The sequence below is a fragment of the Anaerobutyricum hallii genome, from assembly GCF_900209925.1.
In the GTDB taxonomy this organism is placed as follows: Bacteria; Bacillota; Clostridia; order Lachnospirales; family Lachnospiraceae; genus Anaerobutyricum; species Anaerobutyricum soehngenii.
On sequence record NZ_LT907978.1, the window covers coordinates 2,527,696 to 2,546,902 of the forward strand.

15 protein-coding genes and 1 pseudogene are annotated in these 19,207 nt (G+C 38.1%); 5 read left to right on the plus strand and 11 right to left on the minus strand.

What is annotated here, in order from left to right:
• Positions 1–17 precede the first annotated feature (17 nt).
• On the minus strand, positions 18–2,429 hold the full coding sequence (gene leuS, locus EHLA_RS11510) for a leucine--tRNA ligase (protein WP_096240932.1): 2,412 nt from the start codon (positions 2,427–2,429) through the stop codon (positions 18–20).
• Between the two features lie 94 nt (positions 2,430–2,523).
• Entirely contained in the window at positions 2,524–3,417 is an 894-nt protein-coding gene (locus tag EHLA_RS11515) for a L,D-transpeptidase (RefSeq protein WP_096240933.1), read from the minus strand.
• 190 nt (positions 3,418–3,607) lie between these two features.
• Between EHLA_RS11515 and EHLA_RS11520 the strand changes: the two genes are divergently transcribed.
• The 5 genes from EHLA_RS11520 to EHLA_RS11540 all read left to right on the plus strand — a co-directional run bounded on the left by EHLA_RS11520 (position 3,608) and on the right by EHLA_RS11540 (position 12,094).
• Positions 3,608–3,973: a VOC family protein gene (locus tag EHLA_RS11520; RefSeq protein ID WP_021906320.1), complete on the plus strand. Its 366-nt coding sequence runs from the start codon at positions 3,608–3,610 to the stop codon at positions 3,971–3,973.
• A 28-nt stretch (positions 3,974–4,001) separates the two neighbouring features.
• Positions 4,002–6,686, plus strand: a complete 2,685-nt coding sequence (locus tag EHLA_RS11525; RefSeq protein ID WP_096240934.1) for a transglycosylase domain-containing protein — start codon at positions 4,002–4,004, stop codon at positions 6,684–6,686.
• 398 nt (positions 6,687–7,084) lie between these two features.
• Entirely contained in the window at positions 7,085–9,619 is a 2,535-nt protein-coding gene (locus EHLA_RS11530) for a glycyl radical protein (RefSeq protein WP_096240935.1), read from the plus strand.
• Positions 9,620–9,803: 184 nt separating this feature from the next.
• Positions 9,804–11,096 (plus strand): PocR ligand-binding domain-containing protein, encoded by a 1,293-nt coding sequence (locus EHLA_RS11535; protein WP_123864857.1) that lies wholly within the window; start codon positions 9,804–9,806, stop codon positions 11,094–11,096.
• Positions 11,096–12,094, plus strand: coding sequence for a response regulator transcription factor (locus EHLA_RS11540; RefSeq protein ID WP_096240937.1), 999 nt, complete (start codon positions 11,096–11,098; stop codon positions 12,092–12,094). The genes EHLA_RS11535 and EHLA_RS11540 overlap by 1 nt, the downstream gene beginning before the upstream one ends.
• 35 nt (positions 12,095–12,129) lie before the next feature.
• Here EHLA_RS11540 and spoVAE read toward each other — a convergent pair whose 3' ends face one another.
• From spoVAE to EHLA_RS11585, 9 genes and pseudogenes are all read right to left on the minus strand, one after another.
• The gene (spoVAE, locus tag EHLA_RS11545; RefSeq protein WP_096240938.1) at positions 12,130–12,486 is read right to left on the minus strand and encodes a stage V sporulation protein AE; all 357 of its coding nucleotides are present in this window, start codon (positions 12,484–12,486) and stop codon (positions 12,130–12,132) included.
• On the minus strand, positions 12,483–13,505 hold the full coding sequence (locus EHLA_RS11550; RefSeq protein ID WP_096240939.1) for a stage V sporulation protein AD: 1,023 nt from the start codon (positions 13,503–13,505) through the stop codon (positions 12,483–12,485). Before EHLA_RS11550 ends, spoVAE begins: the two co-directional genes overlap by 4 nt.
• A gap of 308 nt (positions 13,506–13,813) precedes the next feature.
• A complete protein-coding gene (gene truA, locus EHLA_RS11555) occupies positions 13,814–14,575 on the minus strand; it encodes a tRNA pseudouridine(38-40) synthase TruA (protein ID WP_096240940.1) in 762 nt (253 codons plus the stop codon).
• A 150-nt stretch (positions 14,576–14,725) separates the two neighbouring features.
• Positions 14,726–15,544, minus strand: a complete 819-nt coding sequence (locus EHLA_RS11560; RefSeq protein WP_096240941.1) for a hypothetical protein — start codon at positions 15,542–15,544, stop codon at positions 14,726–14,728.
• A 201-nt stretch (positions 15,545–15,745) separates the two neighbouring features.
• Positions 15,746–16,195 carry a SpoVA/SpoVAEb family sporulation membrane protein gene (locus tag EHLA_RS11565; RefSeq protein WP_096240942.1) on the minus strand — a complete coding sequence of 150 codons (450 nt, stop codon included), beginning with the start codon at positions 16,193–16,195 and terminating at the stop codon, positions 15,746–15,748.
• 313 nt (positions 16,196–16,508) lie between these two features.
• Positions 16,509–17,612 carry an RNA-guided endonuclease TnpB family protein gene (locus tag EHLA_RS11570; protein ID WP_096240943.1) on the minus strand — a complete coding sequence of 368 codons (1,104 nt, stop codon included), beginning with the start codon at positions 17,610–17,612 and terminating at the stop codon, positions 16,509–16,511.
• Positions 17,609–17,981: pseudogene (tnpA, locus tag EHLA_RS11575) on the minus strand (IS200/IS605 family transposase). Before tnpA ends, EHLA_RS11570 begins: the two are co-directional and overlap by 4 nt.
• Before the next feature lie 137 nt (positions 17,982–18,118).
• Positions 18,119–18,571, minus strand: coding sequence for a stage V sporulation protein AB (locus EHLA_RS11580; protein WP_096240944.1), 453 nt, complete (start codon positions 18,569–18,571; stop codon positions 18,119–18,121).
• Entirely contained in the window at positions 18,546–19,205 is a 660-nt protein-coding gene (locus EHLA_RS11585; protein ID WP_096240945.1) for a stage V sporulation protein AA, read from the minus strand. Before EHLA_RS11585 ends, EHLA_RS11580 begins: the two co-directional genes overlap by 26 nt.
• Positions 19,206–19,207: the final 2 nt, after the last annotated feature.

The window sequence follows — 19,207 nt, forward strand, 5'->3', positions numbered from 1 at the left end:
GTGTCCCCAGCAAATTATTATTTAATAACCAGGTTTACGATTCTTCCCGGTACATAGATCTCTTTGCGGATTGTTCCATTGACTTTATCCCCAAGTGCTTCTTTTGCTTTTGCGAGGATTTCGTCTTTATCTCCATCCGGATTAATGGCGATTGTGCATTTGGTCTTTCCGTTAATCTGTACTGGAATTTCGATTTCATCGTCTTTCATAGCTTCCTCATCGTATTCTGGCCATGTTGCGTGGAATACAGAATCGGTATGTCCAAACTGTTCCCAGAGTTCTTCGGAAACGTGTGGAGCAAATGGTGCTAATAAGATAATGTATGTTTCTAATGTTTCTTTATCTACACCGCCTTTTTTCGACAGTTCCATCAGTTTATTGTTGTATTCCATAAATCCACTGATTACTGTATTTAAGCTGAAAGTATTCAGACGGTTTGTGATATCATGAACAAGTTTATGACGTACTTTGATTAATTCTGGTGTTGCTTTTACATCTTTATCTTTGTTATCAAGAGCAAGTTTCCAGAAACGTTTGAGGAAACGGTTTACACCTTCGATTCCCTTGTCATCCCATTCGGAGTCAAGTTCTGGTGGTCCTACGAAGAGTTCGTAAATTCTTAAGGAGTCACATCCGTAATCTCTTACAAGATCATCTGGAGATACGACATTTCCTTTGGATTTGCTCATCTTGATACCGTTTTTACCAGTGATCATTCCCTGGTTGAAGAGCTTCTTGAATGGCTCATCAAAGTCGATTACTCCGATATCATTAAGGAACTTTGTATAGAATCTGGAGTATAACAGATGTAATACGGCATGTTCTACACCACCAATATACATATCGACCGGAAGGTACTTATCTGCTTTCTCTCTGTTTACTAATTCTTCATTATTCTTGCTGTCAATATAACGTAAGAAATACCAGGAAGATCCTGCCCACTGAGGCATGGTGTTTGTTTCCCTCTTTGCCGGAGCGCCACAGCATGGACATGTTGTATTTACCCATTCTGTAATGTCAGCAAGCGGGGATTCTCCTGTTCCGGTTGGTTGGTATTTTTCTACTTCTGGTAAAAGTAATGGAAGGTCTTCTTCTGGAACTGGTACTGCACCACACTTTGGACAGTGTACGATTGGAATTGGCTCACCCCAGTAACGCTGACGGCTGAATACCCAGTCACGAAGCTTGTAGTTTACTGTTTTCTTTCCGATTCCCATCTTCTCGATCATAAGAGGAGCTTCTTTTTTAAGTACAGAGGATTCCATTCCGTTCCACTCGCCGGAATTGATCATTGTTCCTGCTGCTTCGGTATAAGCTTCTGTCATATTTTCGATTTCTTTTCCGTCTTTGGCAATTACCTGAATAATCGGAATATTGAACTTTGTAGCGAACTCAAAGTCACGATCATCATGGGCAGGTACGCACATGATTGCTCCGGTACCATAATCAGCAAGTACATAATCGGATAACCAGATTGGTACTTTTGCTCCATTTAATGGGTTGATTGCATAAGAGCCTGTAAATACTCCTGTTTTTTCTTTATCCTGAAGACGGTCTACATTCGACTTCATAGAAGCGTTAAAGATGTATTTCTCTACGTCTTCTCTTGTTTCATCTGTAGCAAGTTCTTTAGCCATAGCATGTTCTGGCGCTAATACCATAAATGTTGCTCCATGAAGAGTATCTGGTCTTGTTGTGTATACGGTAATCTTTTCATCTTTTCCTTCTACAGGGAAATCTACTTCTGCACCGTAACTCTTACCGATCCATTCTGTCTGCATCTTTTTAACTTTTTCCGGCCAGTCAAGCTTATCAAGATCATTTAAAAGACGGTCTGCATACTTTGTAATACGAAGCATCCACTGTTTTAAGTTCTTCTTTGTTACTGGAGAACCACAACGCTCACAGCATCCGTCTACTACTTCTTCATTCGCAAGACCTGTCTTACAGGAAGGACACCAGTTAATTGGCATCTCTTTTTCATAAGCAAGACCTGCTTTGAACATTTTTACGAAAATCCACTGTGTCCATTTATAAAAGTTTGGGTCTGTTGTATTTACTTCCATATCCCAGTCATAAATTGCAGCGATTTCATTGATCTGTCTTTTGATATTCTTAATGTTGGATGCTGTTGTAATCTTAGGGTGTGTTCCCATCTTGATCGCATAGTTCTCTGCTGGAAGACCAAATGCATCCCATCCCATTGGATGAATCAGATAATATCCCTGAAGCATTTTGTAACGGCTCCATACATCACTGATTACATATCCTCTCCAATGTCCTACATGAAGTCCACTTCCTGATGGATATGGGAACATATCAAGACAATAGTATTTCGGTTTCTTTCCATCATTTACGTTAATCGGGTTTTCTTCCCATTTCTGGCGCCATTTCTGCTCAACGGCTCTATGGTTATAAGGTTCTGCCATAGGTTTTTCCTCCTGCATCATAAAATATAATATAATTATATCCAATTCCTTTTGTTCTTATCTTAATCTTAACAAAAGGGTGGATGATAGTTAGCTACTTCTGTGTTTTTATCTGCGTACTGTCCTTTTCCGGTATTTTCACTTCTGTTGTTGTATTCACTGGCTTTTTGCCAACTTTAAACTTAAAAGTCTTCGTTACGCTTACGGCTGTATATGGGTCTGTAATCGTACAGCTCACTTTATATGTCCCAGCCTTCTTTGTATTTACACTTCCTCTTACACTTAATGTTTCAAGTAAAGCGGAGGCGGATGCATACGGCGAACTTACATTTAATACATCTTTTATCTCAAATGTACTTCCGTAATCAATCGTTCTTTTTCCTTTTTTCTTTAATGTCAACTTCGGACGATATGGATTGCGTGTATCCGGATCGGTTGGATCCCACCATGCTTTACGCTTTGTTGATACCTTTACTTTAGGGCGTGCCGGTTTCTTTAAGGTACGGCTCTCGCCTATAACAACCTTTGTTCCAATCCTGCAATTATCATATATCCACTTTGCATCAGTAACAGCCAGGCGGATACATCCTGCCGATGCCTGCACCCCTAACTTATTATATTCCTTCGTGGATACCTTACTCTTATTCACACTATAATACGGTACAGAATGGAATAAATAAGGACCATGTATTCTTGTACTGTACTGTCCATATACACCATGTATCAATGCACGCCACTTATACTTTGCTGTTGTGTTATATGTACCGCTTATCGTTCTGTAATTCTTTCCTGTAGAACAATACATTGCTTTTACAAGCTTACCAGTTCTTGAATCTGTTACATTCACGAGATTTGTCTTTCGATTTACATAAATAGTATATTTACTTGCAGCCTGCGCATCAATCGTATTAAATCGAAAGCATGCAAATGCAAACATAAGCATCGCTGTCAGTAAAAGTATTCCTTTTTTCTTGTTTCTTTGCTTCATCTCTTCTCCTTCCTCTCATTATGAAATCTTTCTATTCAGGTAATTACGCAAAACTCCATTTTTATTATATAATCTTTCTGGTTTTTGTAAAGAAGAAGTTTGTAAATTTGTAAATTTGCCCTGTACGTTCTTCTATGTTATAATACAAAACATAGCAAATATATGTTTTATATGTTAAAGGAGGCTCACTATGATTGAATTTAACCATTTTAATTTTAATGTTTTAGACCTTGAAAAAAGTATTGCTTTTTATAAGGAAGCAATCGGTCTTTCCGTTGTCCGCGAAAAAGATTCCAGTGATGGCAGTTTCAAAATCGTCTATCTCGGTGACGGCCGAACAGGCTTCAACCTGGAACTTACATGGATGAGAGACAGAAAGGAACCTTATAACCTTGGCGATGAAGAATTCCATCTCGCATTTAAAACAGATGACTATGATGCATTCCACAAGAAGCATGAAGAGATGGGCTGTATCTGCTACGAAAACCCTTCTATGGGAATTTACTTTATTAATGACCCTGACGGATACTGGATTGAAATTGTTCCTGTAAGATAGGAGTTTCATCCGATAATAGGATATACTTATGAATTATAATGAACCATCTATAAAAAAGAAAAGAGAAGAAGTATTCTCCAAAAAGAAGCGAAAGCAGACTACTGCTTCTGCAATTGTTTTTCGAATTGTTTTGATTTTGATCTGCGCTGTAATCGTCAGTGGAGCCGGCTTACTATACGGCTCCTTTCGAGGAATCATTGCCAGTGCACCAAAAGACTTTTCTCTTGCACCGAAGTATTCTGCTACCATCGTTTACGATGATGATAATAAGCAAGTGCAGCAGCTTTCTGATTATTCTTCTAACAGAATTCCTGTTGCCTATGAACAGATTCCCGATAATTTAAAGAATGCATTTATCTCTATTGAAGATGAACGTTTTTACGAGCATGATGGCATTGATTTCAAGGGAATCCTTCGTGCTTTGTGGACAGATATCCAAAACGGATCTACTTCACAGGGTGCCAGTACTCTTACCCAGCAGCTCATTAAGAATAATGTATTTGAAGCTGGCGGAGAGACTAATATTATCGCAAAAGTGAAGAGAAAGATTCAGGAACAATATCTTGCTATAATCGCTGAAAAAAAGTACAACAAAGAAGACATTCTGACCAATTACCTGAACACAATTAATCTTGGTAAGGGAAATCTTGGAGTGGAAGCCGCTTCAAAGTATTATTTTGGCAAGTCTGTAAATGAACTTACGTTGTCAGAATGTGCTGTATTAGCTGGCATCACAAAGAATCCGACTTTCTTAAACCCTGTTGATTATCCGGAAGATAATGATGCCAGACGTAAACTGATCCTGAAAAAAATGTACCAGTTAAACTACATTTCAGATAAGGAGTATCAATCTGCTCTTGAAGATAAAGTATATGCAAGAATTGCGAATAAAACAGCAAAGGGACGAAAGAATTCTGTATATTCCTATTTTACAGATGCTGTAATCACTAAAGTAGTTTCTGATTTACAGGAACAAAAAGGATATACACAGTCTCAGGCTTATCAGCTTGTTTATCGTGGAGGACTTCGCATTTATTCCACACAAAATACCAAGCTGCAAAAGATTGCTGATTCTGTAATTAACAATCCTGATAATTATCCGGTAGACACAAAGTTTTCCCTGGAGTATAAACTTCAAGTTACACATGAAGACGGCACTACGAGTACTTATACAGAATCCAATGTGGCTGCCTATTTCCGTAAGAAGAAAAAGGACCCAGGTTATAAAACAATTTATAATTCCAAAAAAGAAATGAAGGCTGCCGTAAAGGCATTTAGAAAGTCTGTCATAAAAAAAGGAGATACAAAGAAGTCGCAATCCATACACTATTCTATGGAACCGCAGCTTTCTTATTCTTTAATCGACCAGAAAACCGGTCAGGTAAAAGTTCTCGTAGGGGGACGTGGTCAGAAACAAGATGATCTTGCCTTAAACAGGGCAACTTCTGTAAAGCGCCAGCCAGGATCTACTTTTAAGATTTTATCGACGTATGCCCCTGGTATTGATACCGGAAGTATGACACTTGCAACCGTATTTGATGATGCACCTTACCACTATGAAAATGGTCAGAAAGTTACGAACTATGTACCTACCAGCTACAAGGGACTCACGACACTTCGTGATGCCATTATCGATTCTAATAACATTGTAGCTGTAAAAGCAATCACATCTCTTACCCCACAGGTTGGATTCGACTTTCTCCAAAAGCTTGGATTTACAACGTTAGTAAATAATCGTGTAAATACAAATGGTGCTTATGAAAGTGATGTGAACCAGTCACTCTCTCTTGGAGGAATCACCGATGGCGTAACGAATGTTGAACTGACTGCTGCCTATGCTGCAATTGCTAATCAGGGAACTTATAACAAACCTGTTCTTTACACTACAGTAAAAGACAGTAATGGTAATGTTCTCCTCAGCAATAAAACTTCTTCCCGAAAGGTAATGAAAAAGTCTACTGCATGGCTTCTTACAAATGCCATGGAAGATGTTATAAAGAAGGGAACCGGAAAAGAAGCTCAGCTCGATTCTGATATGGCAGCCGCCGGAAAGACCGGTACTACATCTAATAACTACGATTACTGGTTTTGCGGATATACCCCTTACTACACAGCTTCTGTGTGGACCGGGTACGACTACAATACTTCGTTTGATAACGATAAAGATTATCACAAAGTAATCTGGAAAAAGATTATGGACCGTATCATCAAAGAAACGAAACAGTCTGTAAAAAGCTTTCCTGCATGCAAAAGCATTAAAAAGGCTTCTATCTGTATGAAATCAGGTAAAAAGCCTCTTCCTGATATATGTGCAAAGGATCCTCAAAAGTCCATGGTTCGTACAGAATACTTTGCACCCGGCACTGTACCAAAAGACAGTTGTGATGCACATATTGCTGTCACCTTCTGTTCTAAATCTCATTTAGTTGCACAGAAGTTCTGTCCTGAAAAGTTCCGATATACTAAGATTTTCCGCGTAAGGCCAAAACATTCTACCGGTAAAACAGAGGATGAACCTTACTTCCTGAATATTGATATTAACAAGAAGAAATGTAATATCCACACCAATGAATGGTATTTAAAGAAGCAGGAAAAGAAAAAGAAAAAACAGGAAGATAAACTAAAAAAACAGCAGGAACAGCAGAACGGCAATAATACTATCACCACTCCAGATGATATAAGCAATCAGATTAAAAAAATACTTAATCAATAATTTCACAACACTCAAGAACACCTTGGTATTTTTGCTGTAAGATGCGTGTCAAACAACGCAAAAAAATATCCTATCCGGTATTTTTATTATCCGGATAGGATATTTTTTTATTCTTTCAACATTTTTATTTTCATTTTTTCCAACAAAATATCTCTTTTTTTACTACTCGCTTTTCCACTTAAAAAGTTAAACTTGAATTAGTTTTGAAAATCCTTTTTTTGGTTTGTTTCGTATTGGTATTCTTTTCCTGTAAACAATATAATTATATTATGTATTTCGTATGATGATACATTGACACAGGAAAACCAATTAACCAAATGTACTCTCGGAATCTTTTTGTGCTTGATTTTGTGAGAAAAACTCCGAGAGTACATCCAAATTTAAAGGAGGATGAATTTATGTTAGCAAAAGGTTTTTCAAAACCAACTGATCGAGTTGAACGTCTTAGAAGTATGATTGTTAATGCTGTTCCATGTATCGAAGCAGAACGAGCTGTACTGATTACAGAGTCTTACAAGGCAACGGAAGGTCTTCCAATGATCATGCGCCGCGCAAAAGCATTGGAAAATATTTTAAATAATTTAACTGTTACCATTCGAGATGACGAACTTGTTGTTGGTACTCTTACAAAAGCGGTTCGTTCCTGCCAGCTTTTCCCTGAAAACTCTTACAAATGGGTTATGGATGAATTCGATACAATCGAAACCAGAATGGCTGATCCATTTAAAATTTCAGAAGAAGACAAGGCTACTTTAAGAGAAGTGCTTCCATACTGGGAAGATAAAACGATCAGCGACCTTGCTTCCAGCTACATGTCCGAAAAAACACAGGAATGTATTGCTAATGGTATCTTTACCGTAGGTAACTATTTCTTTGGTGGTGTTGGTCATATTATCATTGATTACGATAAAGCTATCCGTCGTGGTTATAAGGCAATTATCCAGGATGCTGTTGAAGCGCTGAAAAGCTTTGATTGTAACGACCCTGAATTCATTCAGAAAACACAGTTCTGTAAAGCTGTTATCACTGTATTATCTGCTGCTATCAACTTTGCAAAACGTTATTCTGATAAAGCCAAAGAAATGGCTGCTGTTGAAACAAATCCAACAAGAAAAGCAGAATTACTTCAGATTGCTGCTAACTGTGAAAATGTTCCTGCAAATGGCGCTACAAACTTCTATGAAGCATGTCAGTCCTTTATTATCACACAGATGATCCTTCAGGTAGAATCCAGTGGACATTCTGAATCTCCGGGACGTTTTGACCAGTATATGTACCCATATCTTGAAAAAGATCTCGCAAATGGTTCTATTACTAAAGATTTTGCTCAGGAACTGTTAGACTGTGTATTCGTAAAATTAAATGATCTTAATAAAGTACGTGACCAGATTTCCGCACAGGCATTTGCCGGATTCCAGGTATTTCAGAATATCGGTGCCGGTGGACAAACTGAAGATGGTATGGATGCAACAAATGAATTATCTTACATGATGATGGAAACAGTTGCCCACCTTCGTCTTAGCGCACCATCTTTCTCAATTCGTGTATGGCAGGGAACTCCGGATGAATTCCTTTATCGTGCATGCGAACTTGCCAGACTTGGCTATGGACTTCCAGCTATGTATAATGATGAAGTTATTATTCCGGCACTTACAAACCGCGGAATCTCCCTTCATGATGCACGTGGTTACGGTCTGATCGGCTGTGTAGAACCTTCTGTTCCTGGAAAAGAACAGGGCTGGCATGATGCAGCTTTCGTAAATGTTGCTAAGATTCTTGAGATTACTATTCATAATGGTAAAGTTGGCGATCTTCAGATTGGACCTAAGACAGGTGAAGTTGATACATTTAAGACTTTAGAAGACTTCATGGAAGCCTTCCAGAAACAGATTGAATATTTTGTATACTACGTAGCTGAAGCTGATAACTGTGTAGACTATGCACATATGGAACGTGGCGAACTTCCATTCCTTTCAAGCTTTGTTGCAGATTGTATCTCTGATGCAAAAGGTATTTGTGCCGGTGGTGCAAAATACAACTTTACCGGTCCTCAGGCATTTGGTGTTGCTGATAGTGGAGACTCTGTATACGCAATTAAAAAGCATATCTTTGACAATAAAGACATCACGTTTGCTGAGTTAAAAGAAGCTATGGATGCTAACTTCGGTTATCCTGTAGATAGTGATACTGCTCCTTGCTCTGCATCCGCTGAAACAGATATCGAAAAAGACTTATATGACCAGATTTGTAAGATTCTTGGTAAAGAAGGTATCAGTTTTAGTAAGCAGTCTACTGCTGCCGCTGCTCCTGCTATATGCAGCAACAATGAAAAATACGAACGTATTCGTGCTATGATGGATGCAACAGAATGTTTTGGTAATGATATTGACGAAGTTGATATGATTGCAAGACGTTGTGCACAAATTTACTGCTATGAAGTTGAAAAATACAGAAATCCTCGTGGCGGTCAGTTCCAGGCTGGTATCTATCCTGTATCTGCTAATGTATTATTTGGTAAAGATGTCGGTGCACTTCCTGATGGACGTCTTGCTAAAAAGCCTCTGGCCGATGGTTGTTCCCCAAGAGCCGGTAAAGACGTAAAGGGACCTACTGCTGCCGCTGCTTCTGTTGCAAAACTTGACCACGAAGTTGCTTCTAACGGTACTCTTTATAACCAGAAATTCCTTCCTTCCGCAGTTGCCGGAGACCAGGGATTAATGAACTTTGCTGCTGTTATTCGAAGCTACTTTGATAAGAAGGGAATGCACGTTCAGTTCAACGTTGTAGACAAAGAAACTCTTCTTGACGCACAGGCACATCCAGAAAACTATAAAGATTTAGTTGTACGTGTTGCCGGCTACAGCGCAATGTTTACTGAGCTTGCAAAAGAAGTTCAGGATGACATTATCAACAGAACAGAACAGCATTTCTAAATTTTAATCAACACGAACTGAGTAAACAAATATAAACATTTAATTTCAAAAATTATTTTAGAAACTTATTGATTTTTAATTTATAATCCTTTTGCATCATAAATTTTCTGGGGCTGTCACAGGAGGTCTTATCCTATCCTCTTACTGTGACAACCCCTTTGAGTATTTTAGAAAGGAGATTGCATTGCATACCGAAAAAGATTTACTTGCCAACAACGATGAAGAAAACAGAGACAATTTTGATACCGATGTCGGCATACTTGAATTATTTGGAAAAGAAACATTAGAAAACTTACAATCTATTATTGTTAAAGTTACCGGGCTGGGTCTCGTTACTGCTGATTTTCGTGGTGAACCACTCACTACTATGACTTCTTTTACCCCTTTTTGCAAATTTACAAGAGAAAGAGGAAATAATGGGAAACTATGTAATCTTTCAGATGCGTTTGGTATTGTCCGCTCTGCGATTACCCGAAAATACTGCATCTATTTTTGTCCATGCGGATTAATAGAAGTTGCCATTCCCATCATCGTTCATGGAAAGTTCTTAGGCGGCTTTCTTTCTGGACAGGTAAGATGCAACGATGCCCCCGACGATATTCCTCGCTTTTCCGGTCTTATTCATCCAGAATATCTCGAAGAAGACCAAACACAGATTAATGAATATTTCCAGCAGCTTCCTGTCTATGAATATGAGAAGTTTTCAAATATTGCTGAACTTATTTATCAGATGATAAATCAGCTTGCTGAAAATGAAATGCTCCGCCAACAGCAATATCACTCCCACAAAATTCAGGAGAAAAAACTATCTTCCCGAATTGAGGAACTAGAATATGAAAATTCTACTCTTACAAAAGAACTTAATTATATGAAGGCAAAATTAAACCCTCACTTTATTCTATCCCTGCTTACTGACATTTCCAATCTTTCTATTTTGGAAAATGCAGTTAAAACAAATCAAATGACCGTTTCACTAGCTCAATATTTAAAATACAGTCTATGTACTACAGGAGATAATATTTTACTCGCAGAAGAGTTAAAACAAATTGAATCTTATTTCAATATGCTTAAAATCAAATATGAAGATGCGCTCACTTATTCGATTACGATAAAAAAGAATATAGATATGTTACGGATACCTTCCCATATCCTTTTTCCTTTTTTAGACCGGGCTACATCATTAATCACAGTAAATACCGGACATCTTGACATTGCTATTTGTATCTCCTGTGAGAACGGCTACATAATTATTGATATCGTATCTGATTTTAATCCGGACCAGACAGAAGACAATCCTGCTTCTTCTTTCAAAAACTTTCCGGATAACACAGCCTTCCACTCTCTGATCAAAAATATCCGCCAGAGACTTCACAGCATTTTTGGTAATGATTATGAGATCAAGGAAAGCTATCAGGATAATTCTAAAATCCATGATATAATTAAACTGCCAATATCTCATGAGGAAAGGATTATGTAATGTATAATGTATTAATTGTAGATGATGACACATTAATGAGAGATACGTTACGTGCTATGATTTCACGTTTTAAAAATTTTCAGATCATAGGAGAAGCAGCTAGTGGCTCTGAGGCTGTCTCTATCTGCCGCCATTATCCTGTACATCTGATTTTTATGGATATTATCATGCCCGGAATTACGGGGATCGAAGCCAGTAAAAAAATAAAAGAAGTTTCTCCACAAACAGAAATATGCATTCTTTCTGCTTATTCGGATTTTCACTTTGCTAAAGAAGCAATGGAACTGCATATAAAGAAATACTTTTCCAAACCAGTATCCATTCTTGATGTCAATCATTATTTAGAAAATTTTTCCCTTTCTTCTTTTGAAAGTATCTGTCCGCATCTCTCTCTAGCTTTAGAATTGATGAATTCTCAGAATTTTTCAAAAACTTATACTGGACTTTCTGATATTATCAACAAGATTTATTCCAATCAGGATACAAACATCGAATCCCTGAAAAAAACTTTTATCGAAATCGGACAGGGACTCTTAGACTCTCTTGAATATGCCAACCCACAAAATGAAGTCACCGATTTATTTCCTTTACCTGATACCTGGCTTATTAATCAGGAAATTATGAAAATATGGCTTTTTAAGATAGCAGATTATATTTATCAGCAAAAGAGTATACGGCGTTACAGTATTCTAGAAGGCGTCTTCCTTTTTATCGAACAACATATTAAAGAAAAAATCTCTTTAGTACAGATTACAGAAGGCAGTATGATAAGCCAGGGATATCTTAGCCGTATTTTTCGTGATCAGTTTGGCATTAGTATGATGGAGTATATCCGTCTTCGTAAAATTCAAATGGTTAAGATCAACTTTATTTTTACTACTCATAATACCTCCGATGTGGCTTTCATGCTCGGCTTTAATGAGAGCAGCTACCTTCAGAAAGTCTTTCAGAAAGTTGAGGGAATTTCCATTCAGGAATTTAAAAAACGATTAAAATAATCAACATCCTGTAATAGTTCATCCCTCTGCTTTTTTTACTTTTTCATTTTAGGCTGGAAAATAAGTGCTGCCAGATAAGAAAAAATCAACGCAGAACTCGTACCGGCAGCGGCAGCTTTTAGTCCTCCTTTAAATAAACCAATGGTTCCTTCCTCTTTTACTGCTTCTATCACACCTTTGGATAAGTTGTACCCGAATCCCGATAATGGAACACTAGCTCCGCAGCCTGCCCATTTTATTAAAGGCTCGTAAATACCTGCTGCTCCAAGGATTACTCCGGTTATTACGAGTAACACCATTACTCTTCCCGGCATCAACTTTGTGTTATCCAAAAAAATCTGTACTAATGTGCAGATAATTCCTCCTACTACAAACGCTTTTACGTATATCATTTTTTCTCCTTTCCGGATTCCAGCCATACTGCATGTGCAATTGCCGGAATTGTCCGTCCTTCATTCGCAGAAACCTGAGACAGTAACGCTCCGGTAGGAACAAAAAGAACTTTTTTCCATTCTCCACTGGCTATTTTAGGTAAAATCACTGCTGATAACATCAGCGCAGAGCAGGCACATCCGCTGCCACCTGCGTGTGTATCCTGACTGCCTGCATCAAAAATCTGCATTCCACAGTCCATATGGTTTTTCTTAATATCTTTATGATTTTCATCAAGAAGTTCAAATAACAGCTTCTGACCTACACTTCCTAAATCTCCCGTAATAATCTGATCAAATTCTTCTGGTTTCATCTCAAAATCCAACAAACTTTGATAAATAGTATCTGCAGCAGCCGGAGCCATACACGCTCCCATATTAAATGGGTCCTGCACACCGTAATCTTTAATTTTCCCTGTTGTTATCCCCCGAATCTGTACGTCACCTTTTTGTGTATTCAGCAAAAAAGCTCCTGCTCCGGTCACAGTCCAGGTTGCACTGTACGGCCGCTGACTTCCATATCCAAGAGGAAAACGAAACTCTTTTTCCGCACTGGCGAAATGACTGGAGCAACCGGTCAATACCAAATCTGCGAATCCTCCATTTACCGTCATCGCACCAATAGATAAGGCTGCCCCTATACTAGAACAGGCTCCATACACTCCGTAATAAGGGATTTCCAGTTCAGCAATTCCAAAAGAAGAAGCAATAAGCTGTCCTAATAAATCCCCACAAAAAGCCATTCTTACATCTTCTTTTTTCTTTTTTCCTTTTCTAATAGCAATTTCACCTGCTGTCTTTAAAAAACTGCTTTCACTCTCTTCCCAATTTTCTTTTCCAAACATCGGGTCATCTACAATTAAATCTAAATGTTTCCCTATGGGTCCTTCCCCTTCTTTTTTTCCGCCTACACACGCATGACTCATTATTTTCACTGGCTCTTGAAATAAAATACTCTGCTTTCCTTTCATTTGCTGCACAAAAAATACCACCTTTCTATGAAACTTTTAGAAATACTAGTTTTTTCAGGAATGTCTCCGCATTCTTACTGCTTGACACCTGTAGAAGTGGGAGTCATCCCACATATGATATAAAATTTTTATTGAGAAATCGTATTTTCAAATAGTATTTTCCTTTTTTCTTAGATTTATGTATGATATTTCTTAAAAAACAAAAAATGAATTACAGTATAGTTATCGTTGTAATACTTATACTGTAATCCATTTTAATTCATTTCTTTATTTCACTCTTTATTCTACTTTTCATTCGCTTTATCTGTTTTTCTTAATTAATAATCCACTTTAATCAGACATAGTCCCTGTGGTGGAGCTGTCGGTCCGGCCATCTGCCGGTTCTTTGCCTCAAGGATGTCTGGAATCTGTTCTGGCTTTATCTTTCCTTTTCCTACTTCTAAAAGTGTCCCAACAAGAATCCGCACCATATTTTGAAGGAAACCTGTTCCATGAAAATCAAAGTAAATAAAACTTCCTTTTCTCGTAATTTCGATTTTGTCAACAACTCGTACTGTTGACTTCTTCATCCGGGGATTTCCACAAAAACTTTTATAATCATGTTTTCCTTCAAGATAGGATGCCGCCTGCTGCATCTTTTCTAAATCTGGTCTTTTTTCCAACACTGTTACATACTTTCTCTGAAATACTGGTTTTACCGGACCATCGTAACATGTATAACGATATAACTTACCAACCGCTTTATATCTTGCATGAAATCGTTCGGATGCCTCTTTCACTTCCTTTACCGCAATATCATCTGGAAGATAGCGATTCATATACTCACGAATTTCATCTGGGGTTCGTTCCCTGCCGCCTCTTTCCTTATCTGCTGCATCAAATACTGCATTTGCAACCATTCCTCTGGCATGAACTCCTGCATCCGTTCTGCCGGCACCAAGTACATCTATGAATTCTCCACACATTTTCGTTAATACATTCTCTAACTTTCCCTGTATCGTATCTCTGTCCGGCTGGTGCTCCCACCCATAATACCTGCTGCCATCATAGCAGATTGTTAATTTATAATTCTTTTTCACTATGTACCTCGTCTTTCTTTTTGCCTGATTCCAGGCTTTTCTCTATTTTACCTGTTTCATTATTTGTATCATATTCTAATTTATATCTCATTCTACATCAAATCAAATTCAAGAATGCCCCGGCATTCTTGCTGCGAGATGGGAGTCATCTCACATCTGATATATCGCTGATAAAATAATATCTACTTCTTGTTTCATACCGGTAAAAAGGTTACTTCCATTCAGACTAATCTCTTCTTCCTGATGATATTCTTTACTATAATCAAAGTCCGATGCCGTAACATTCTTTTCGCCTGTCAGCATCTTGTAACTTGTTCTCTCCAGCTTATTTACACGTTCTTCTTCCTGCTTTTGTAACTGTTTGATAAATTGACAGGCTTCTTCAAAAAAGATTGTTTCTTTGTCTGCTGTACTTTCTTCTTTTGTGTTCTGCTCAATCTTCTCTGTTATTTTGCTTAGCATCTTTTTCCCCAGGATATTTGGTGAAGAGATTACCGCTAATATTCCAAGCAGCCTTGCCATACGTTCATTATTCATATCGTACTGATTCTTCATCAAAAACATATACCACTGAATCGCCTTGGCTACTTCTGCCGGTCCTCCGTCAGCAATCATAATACTTCCTGTAAGCGCTTCTACACACTTTTGGTCTGTATATAAATTTCTTACTCCCTCTTCTAAAATTGTAAGACGCATAGAAAGTTCTTCTATACCATAATAGGATGCTGCCAGTACTGCACCACTTATCATATCCTCCCGACTTTCCATTATTTTTTTAAGTCTTCGTAATAATGGGCCGATGGTCTCATCGGGCTTACCTGTAAAATACGCTGCTACAAGAAATAACTCATCTCCTTCCCTAAAGCCTTCCCTGAGCATTTCCTCATAATTATCAAATACTTTTTGGTGCAACTCCTTCTTCAAATCCATAGATAGGATGATTTTTTCTAAACGTTCTTTCCCTGTCATTTCATTCTCCAAATGTTTATATTCAGGGAATCATTTTCCCTGTTATTTTCAGAATTACGGTAGCAGCGTTAGCTACGGAGTAATTCATAGTATCAAGTTAGTGGTAAAATACCTTTTGAGCCTAATATCATTATATATTACTGGGAATTACTTTGCAAAATATTTTATTATTTCTGTATTATTTTTACATACTATTTTCTTTTATCTAGAAAAGAGCCAATAGATTACTCCTACTACCCAGCTGCTAAATACACCATATAAAATAACAGGTCCTGCTATTGTAAAAATCTTTACACCGATTCCAAAAACCTGTCCTTCTTTTTGATATTCAATCGCTGGTGAGGCAACCGAGTTCGCAAATCCTGTGATTGGAACTAACGTTCCGGCTCCACACCACTTTGCCAGTGGCTCATAAACTTGAAAACCAGTAAGAATCACACTCAAAAATACCAGGCAGATGCTGGCTACAATATAGGAATTCTCCTCATTTACTCCCACTTTATTATATGCAATCTGACGTATGATTTCCCCCAGAACACAGATGGCACCTCCTGATACAAATGCATGCCAGCAATTTGAAAAGGAGCTAAACTTTGGTGTTAACTGCTTTACTCTCTTGGCATACTCCTGATTCGTAAGCTCTTTTTTCATATAATTCTTCCCCCTTTGAAGCCCTTTGTCATTTTTTCAAGAATACCTCTTGAAAGTATCTCCTGATTTTATAAAAGTATTCTTATTTTTGTATTCATTTTTGCAAATGACGCTGGGGCAAAAGTATTTTGACCCTGATATCTTACAGAGTGACATGCTCCCACCACTTAAATCATAGATTTTGAAGTGGGGGCTTCTTGCTCAATGGCTCTACTGAGCCAAGTATCTACAAGCTATCCTCGCGTGCCCCGCGATTCTTTTGCCCGGATACGGGCATATTTTCTTATTATCAGCTTGTCCGGATACGGACAGTTTATGCTGTCAGCATCCTTCTTGCCTCTTCACGTATGTTGATTGCCGCATTACGATCTCTGTCCATCTTATTTCCACACACACAGTAATAGACTCTTTCGGATAATTTCAGCTCTTTCTTTATCCTTCCACATTTACAGCATTTTTTACTGGAAGGAAAGAAACGGTCTACCTTTACCATTTTCTTTCCTTTCCATGCCAACTTATAGTCTAACATTTCCCTGAACATTCCATATCCATTATCCTGTACGCTTTTTCCGAAATGCAGGCACTGACCCATTGCTTTCATATCGATATCTTCCACTGCAACTGCATCATAACCGTCTGCAATTTTTCGGCTAAGCTTGTGCAGATAATCTTTTCGCTGATTTCGTATCTTTTCATGACATCTGGCAACTTTCTTTTTCTGCAGTTCATAATTATGGCTTCCCCGTACGCATCTTGACAACTTTCGCTGCTCCCTCGCCAGTCTTTTTTCATTTTTTCTGAAAAATCCTGCTTCTTCCGTCTCAACCTTTTCTGAAAACACTGCCATCCCCTGCATTGCATAATCAATCCCAAGTATCTTTGCAGTACTGTAATCCGGTCCAGCTGCTTGGTTTTCACAGCTGTATCCTTCATAAAGCAGGCTTGCAAAGTATTTTCCGGATGGTTCCATACTGACTGTCACTGATTTCAGGTGAAGGTCTTCTGCTGGCTCCCTGTGTTTTTTCATGGCAATCCATTTTAATTTAGGAAGCCGGATCCGCTTACTTTCCACCAGGATATTTCCATTGACCACATTCGTTGTATAGCTGTTTTTGGAATGATGTTTTGACTTAAACCTTGGAAATCCAATCTTGGAATCCCGAAAAAAATTCTTATAGGCCTTTTCCAGATGAAGCTGGACATTTGCCAGCGCCAGCGAATCTACTTCCTTCAGAAATGGATATTCCTTTTTATACATGGCCGGTGTATTTTTTAACATTTTCTTCGTCTTTTCATACTCCCGGATCTTATCATTAAGCATCTGATTATACAGAAAACGACAACAGCCAAATGTTTTTCCAAGAAGTATCTTCTGTTCTTCTGTCGGATAAATTCGGAAACGATATGCTATGTTCAATACTTTTTCCCTCCCTGGGTTTTAATGTCTTGATGGATTACTTCTACCAGAGCCCCTCCTGCTGTCAGCAGGGCAGAAACTCTGACTCCAAAAGGCTTCTTTCCAAAGCTTGTCCCTGATTTCCATATACTCCTTTTTCAATAGTCTGCTACTGGAGCTTTTACAGGCATTGATAAATTTACCAAGTTCCGTTCTCGGCTGCTCATGGAACATTACATACACATGATCAATGTCATGATCCCATTCTTCCAGAACAATCCCATACCTTGGAGCAATATGTTCCCATATTCCTTTTGCTCTTTCTGAAATTGGATTATCAATGACTTTTCTTCGATATCTCACTACCATAATCAGATGATAGTACATCATATATACTGAATGCGCATTATGATTTATTTTTCCTTTTCTACTGACTCTATTATACCATGGATTATATTATTGAACAAGTGTTCTCTTTTTGTTTTTACGCAATTCATCTCCCACCTGCAGAGGAAGGAGAATTCTTGCTATATTATGTTAAAAAGATAAAATTGGATCAGACAACCTATACATTTCCCAAGTGCTGCCGCTTTTACCATATATGGAAATCCTTTTCTTAATTTTACCCTGCGTGAAAAGATAGGAATAATATTTACCACTTCTGCCAATGCCCCGGCAAGACATCCTGCAAAAATCCCTGTAAATAAACTTGACAGGTACATAATGCTGTATCCGGCCGCAGGAAAAATCCAGGAAAATACCGGTTGATACAGAGATAATAAATTAAATAAAAGGATTCCCATAGCCATACTATTTTCATAGATCGGGATATGATCTGCTGTTTTTGTAATCCCGGCAAGCCTTGTTACGATTCCGATCAGACTGATGAAGGCAATAAAACCTCCTGCTACCGCAAACCCGGCACCAAAGGCAATCCAGCCTAAAAGAATCTTATTAATCACGACTGTTACCGGCGACATCTAGTTCTTCCCCTTTCCTTGAAGCACCCAGTAAAAAAGTCTGGTTTACATCCTGCTCATAAAGCCGCATTTGCACTTGTATCGGCGTTGGCTCATTTGTAACTTTTTTTCCCGGAACATGATTGAAAAACAAAAAGACTCCCAATGCCAGTCCTATAGAATAGAACAATTCCACAAAAGTAGGACCGCCTGGTTTCTGGCCCACAAATGTTCTGTACAACTGTCCAAACACTTTTGCCATATCCACATCGTTGTTATATCCCATCACCGTAATTCCAGTTCCAAAAAAGCATGTGGCACCGATAAATAAAATTTTCGCTGTCTGTACCCATTTCTTATTCTCTGCATTTTTAGACTTATAATACACAACCATATCCAATTCTCCCACATTGCGAACTTCACCACATGGAATCTGCTCGGATATTTTTTCGATTACTAACAAAATCGAAAGAAAAATCCGTCCTTCTTTTTCTTTGTTCTCATCAAACTCATACAAAATAATATTTCTAATCTCCTCTTCCTTCTTCTTATCCCCACAATAGACAGAAGCAATATCTCCAATATGAATCATTTCATGATCCACATAAGAACTTTGCTCCGCTTTTAAATAAATAATTGTTTTCTCCATACTCATTT

Excerpts from the sequence above, each read along its gene's own strand:
- leuS (WP_096240932.1), bottom strand. The coding sequence starts at position 2,429 with ATGGCAGAACCTTATAACCATAGAGCCGTTGAGCAGAAATGGCGCCAG.
- EHLA_RS11515 (WP_096240933.1), bottom strand. The coding sequence starts at position 3,417 with ATGAAGCAAAGAAACAAGAAAAAAGGAATACTTTTACTGACAGCGATG.
- EHLA_RS11520 (WP_021906320.1), top strand. The coding sequence starts at position 3,608 with ATGATTGAATTTAACCATTTTAATTTTAATGTTTTAGACCTTGAAAAA.
- EHLA_RS11525 (WP_096240934.1), top strand. The coding sequence starts at position 4,002 with ATGAATTATAATGAACCATCTATAAAAAAGAAAAGAGAAGAAGTATTC.
- EHLA_RS11530 (WP_096240935.1), top strand. The coding sequence starts at position 7,085 with ATGTTAGCAAAAGGTTTTTCAAAACCAACTGATCGAGTTGAACGTCTT.
- EHLA_RS11540 (WP_096240937.1), top strand. The coding sequence starts at position 11,096 with ATGTATAATGTATTAATTGTAGATGATGACACATTAATGAGAGATACG.
- spoVAE (WP_096240938.1), bottom strand. The coding sequence starts at position 12,486 with ATGATATACGTAAAAGCGTTTGTAGTAGGAGGAATTATCTGCACATTA.
- EHLA_RS11560 (WP_096240941.1), bottom strand. The coding sequence starts at position 15,544 with ATGACAGGGAAAGAACGTTTAGAAAAAATCATCCTATCTATGGATTTG.
- EHLA_RS11565 (WP_096240942.1), bottom strand. The coding sequence starts at position 16,195 with ATGAAAAAAGAGCTTACGAATCAGGAGTATGCCAAGAGAGTAAAGCAG.
- EHLA_RS11580 (WP_096240944.1), bottom strand. The coding sequence starts at position 18,571 with ATGTCGCCGGTAACAGTCGTGATTAATAAGATTCTTTTAGGCTGGATT.
- EHLA_RS11585 (WP_096240945.1), bottom strand. The coding sequence starts at position 19,205 with ATGAGTATGGAGAAAACAATTATTTATTTAAAAGCGGAGCAAAGTTCT.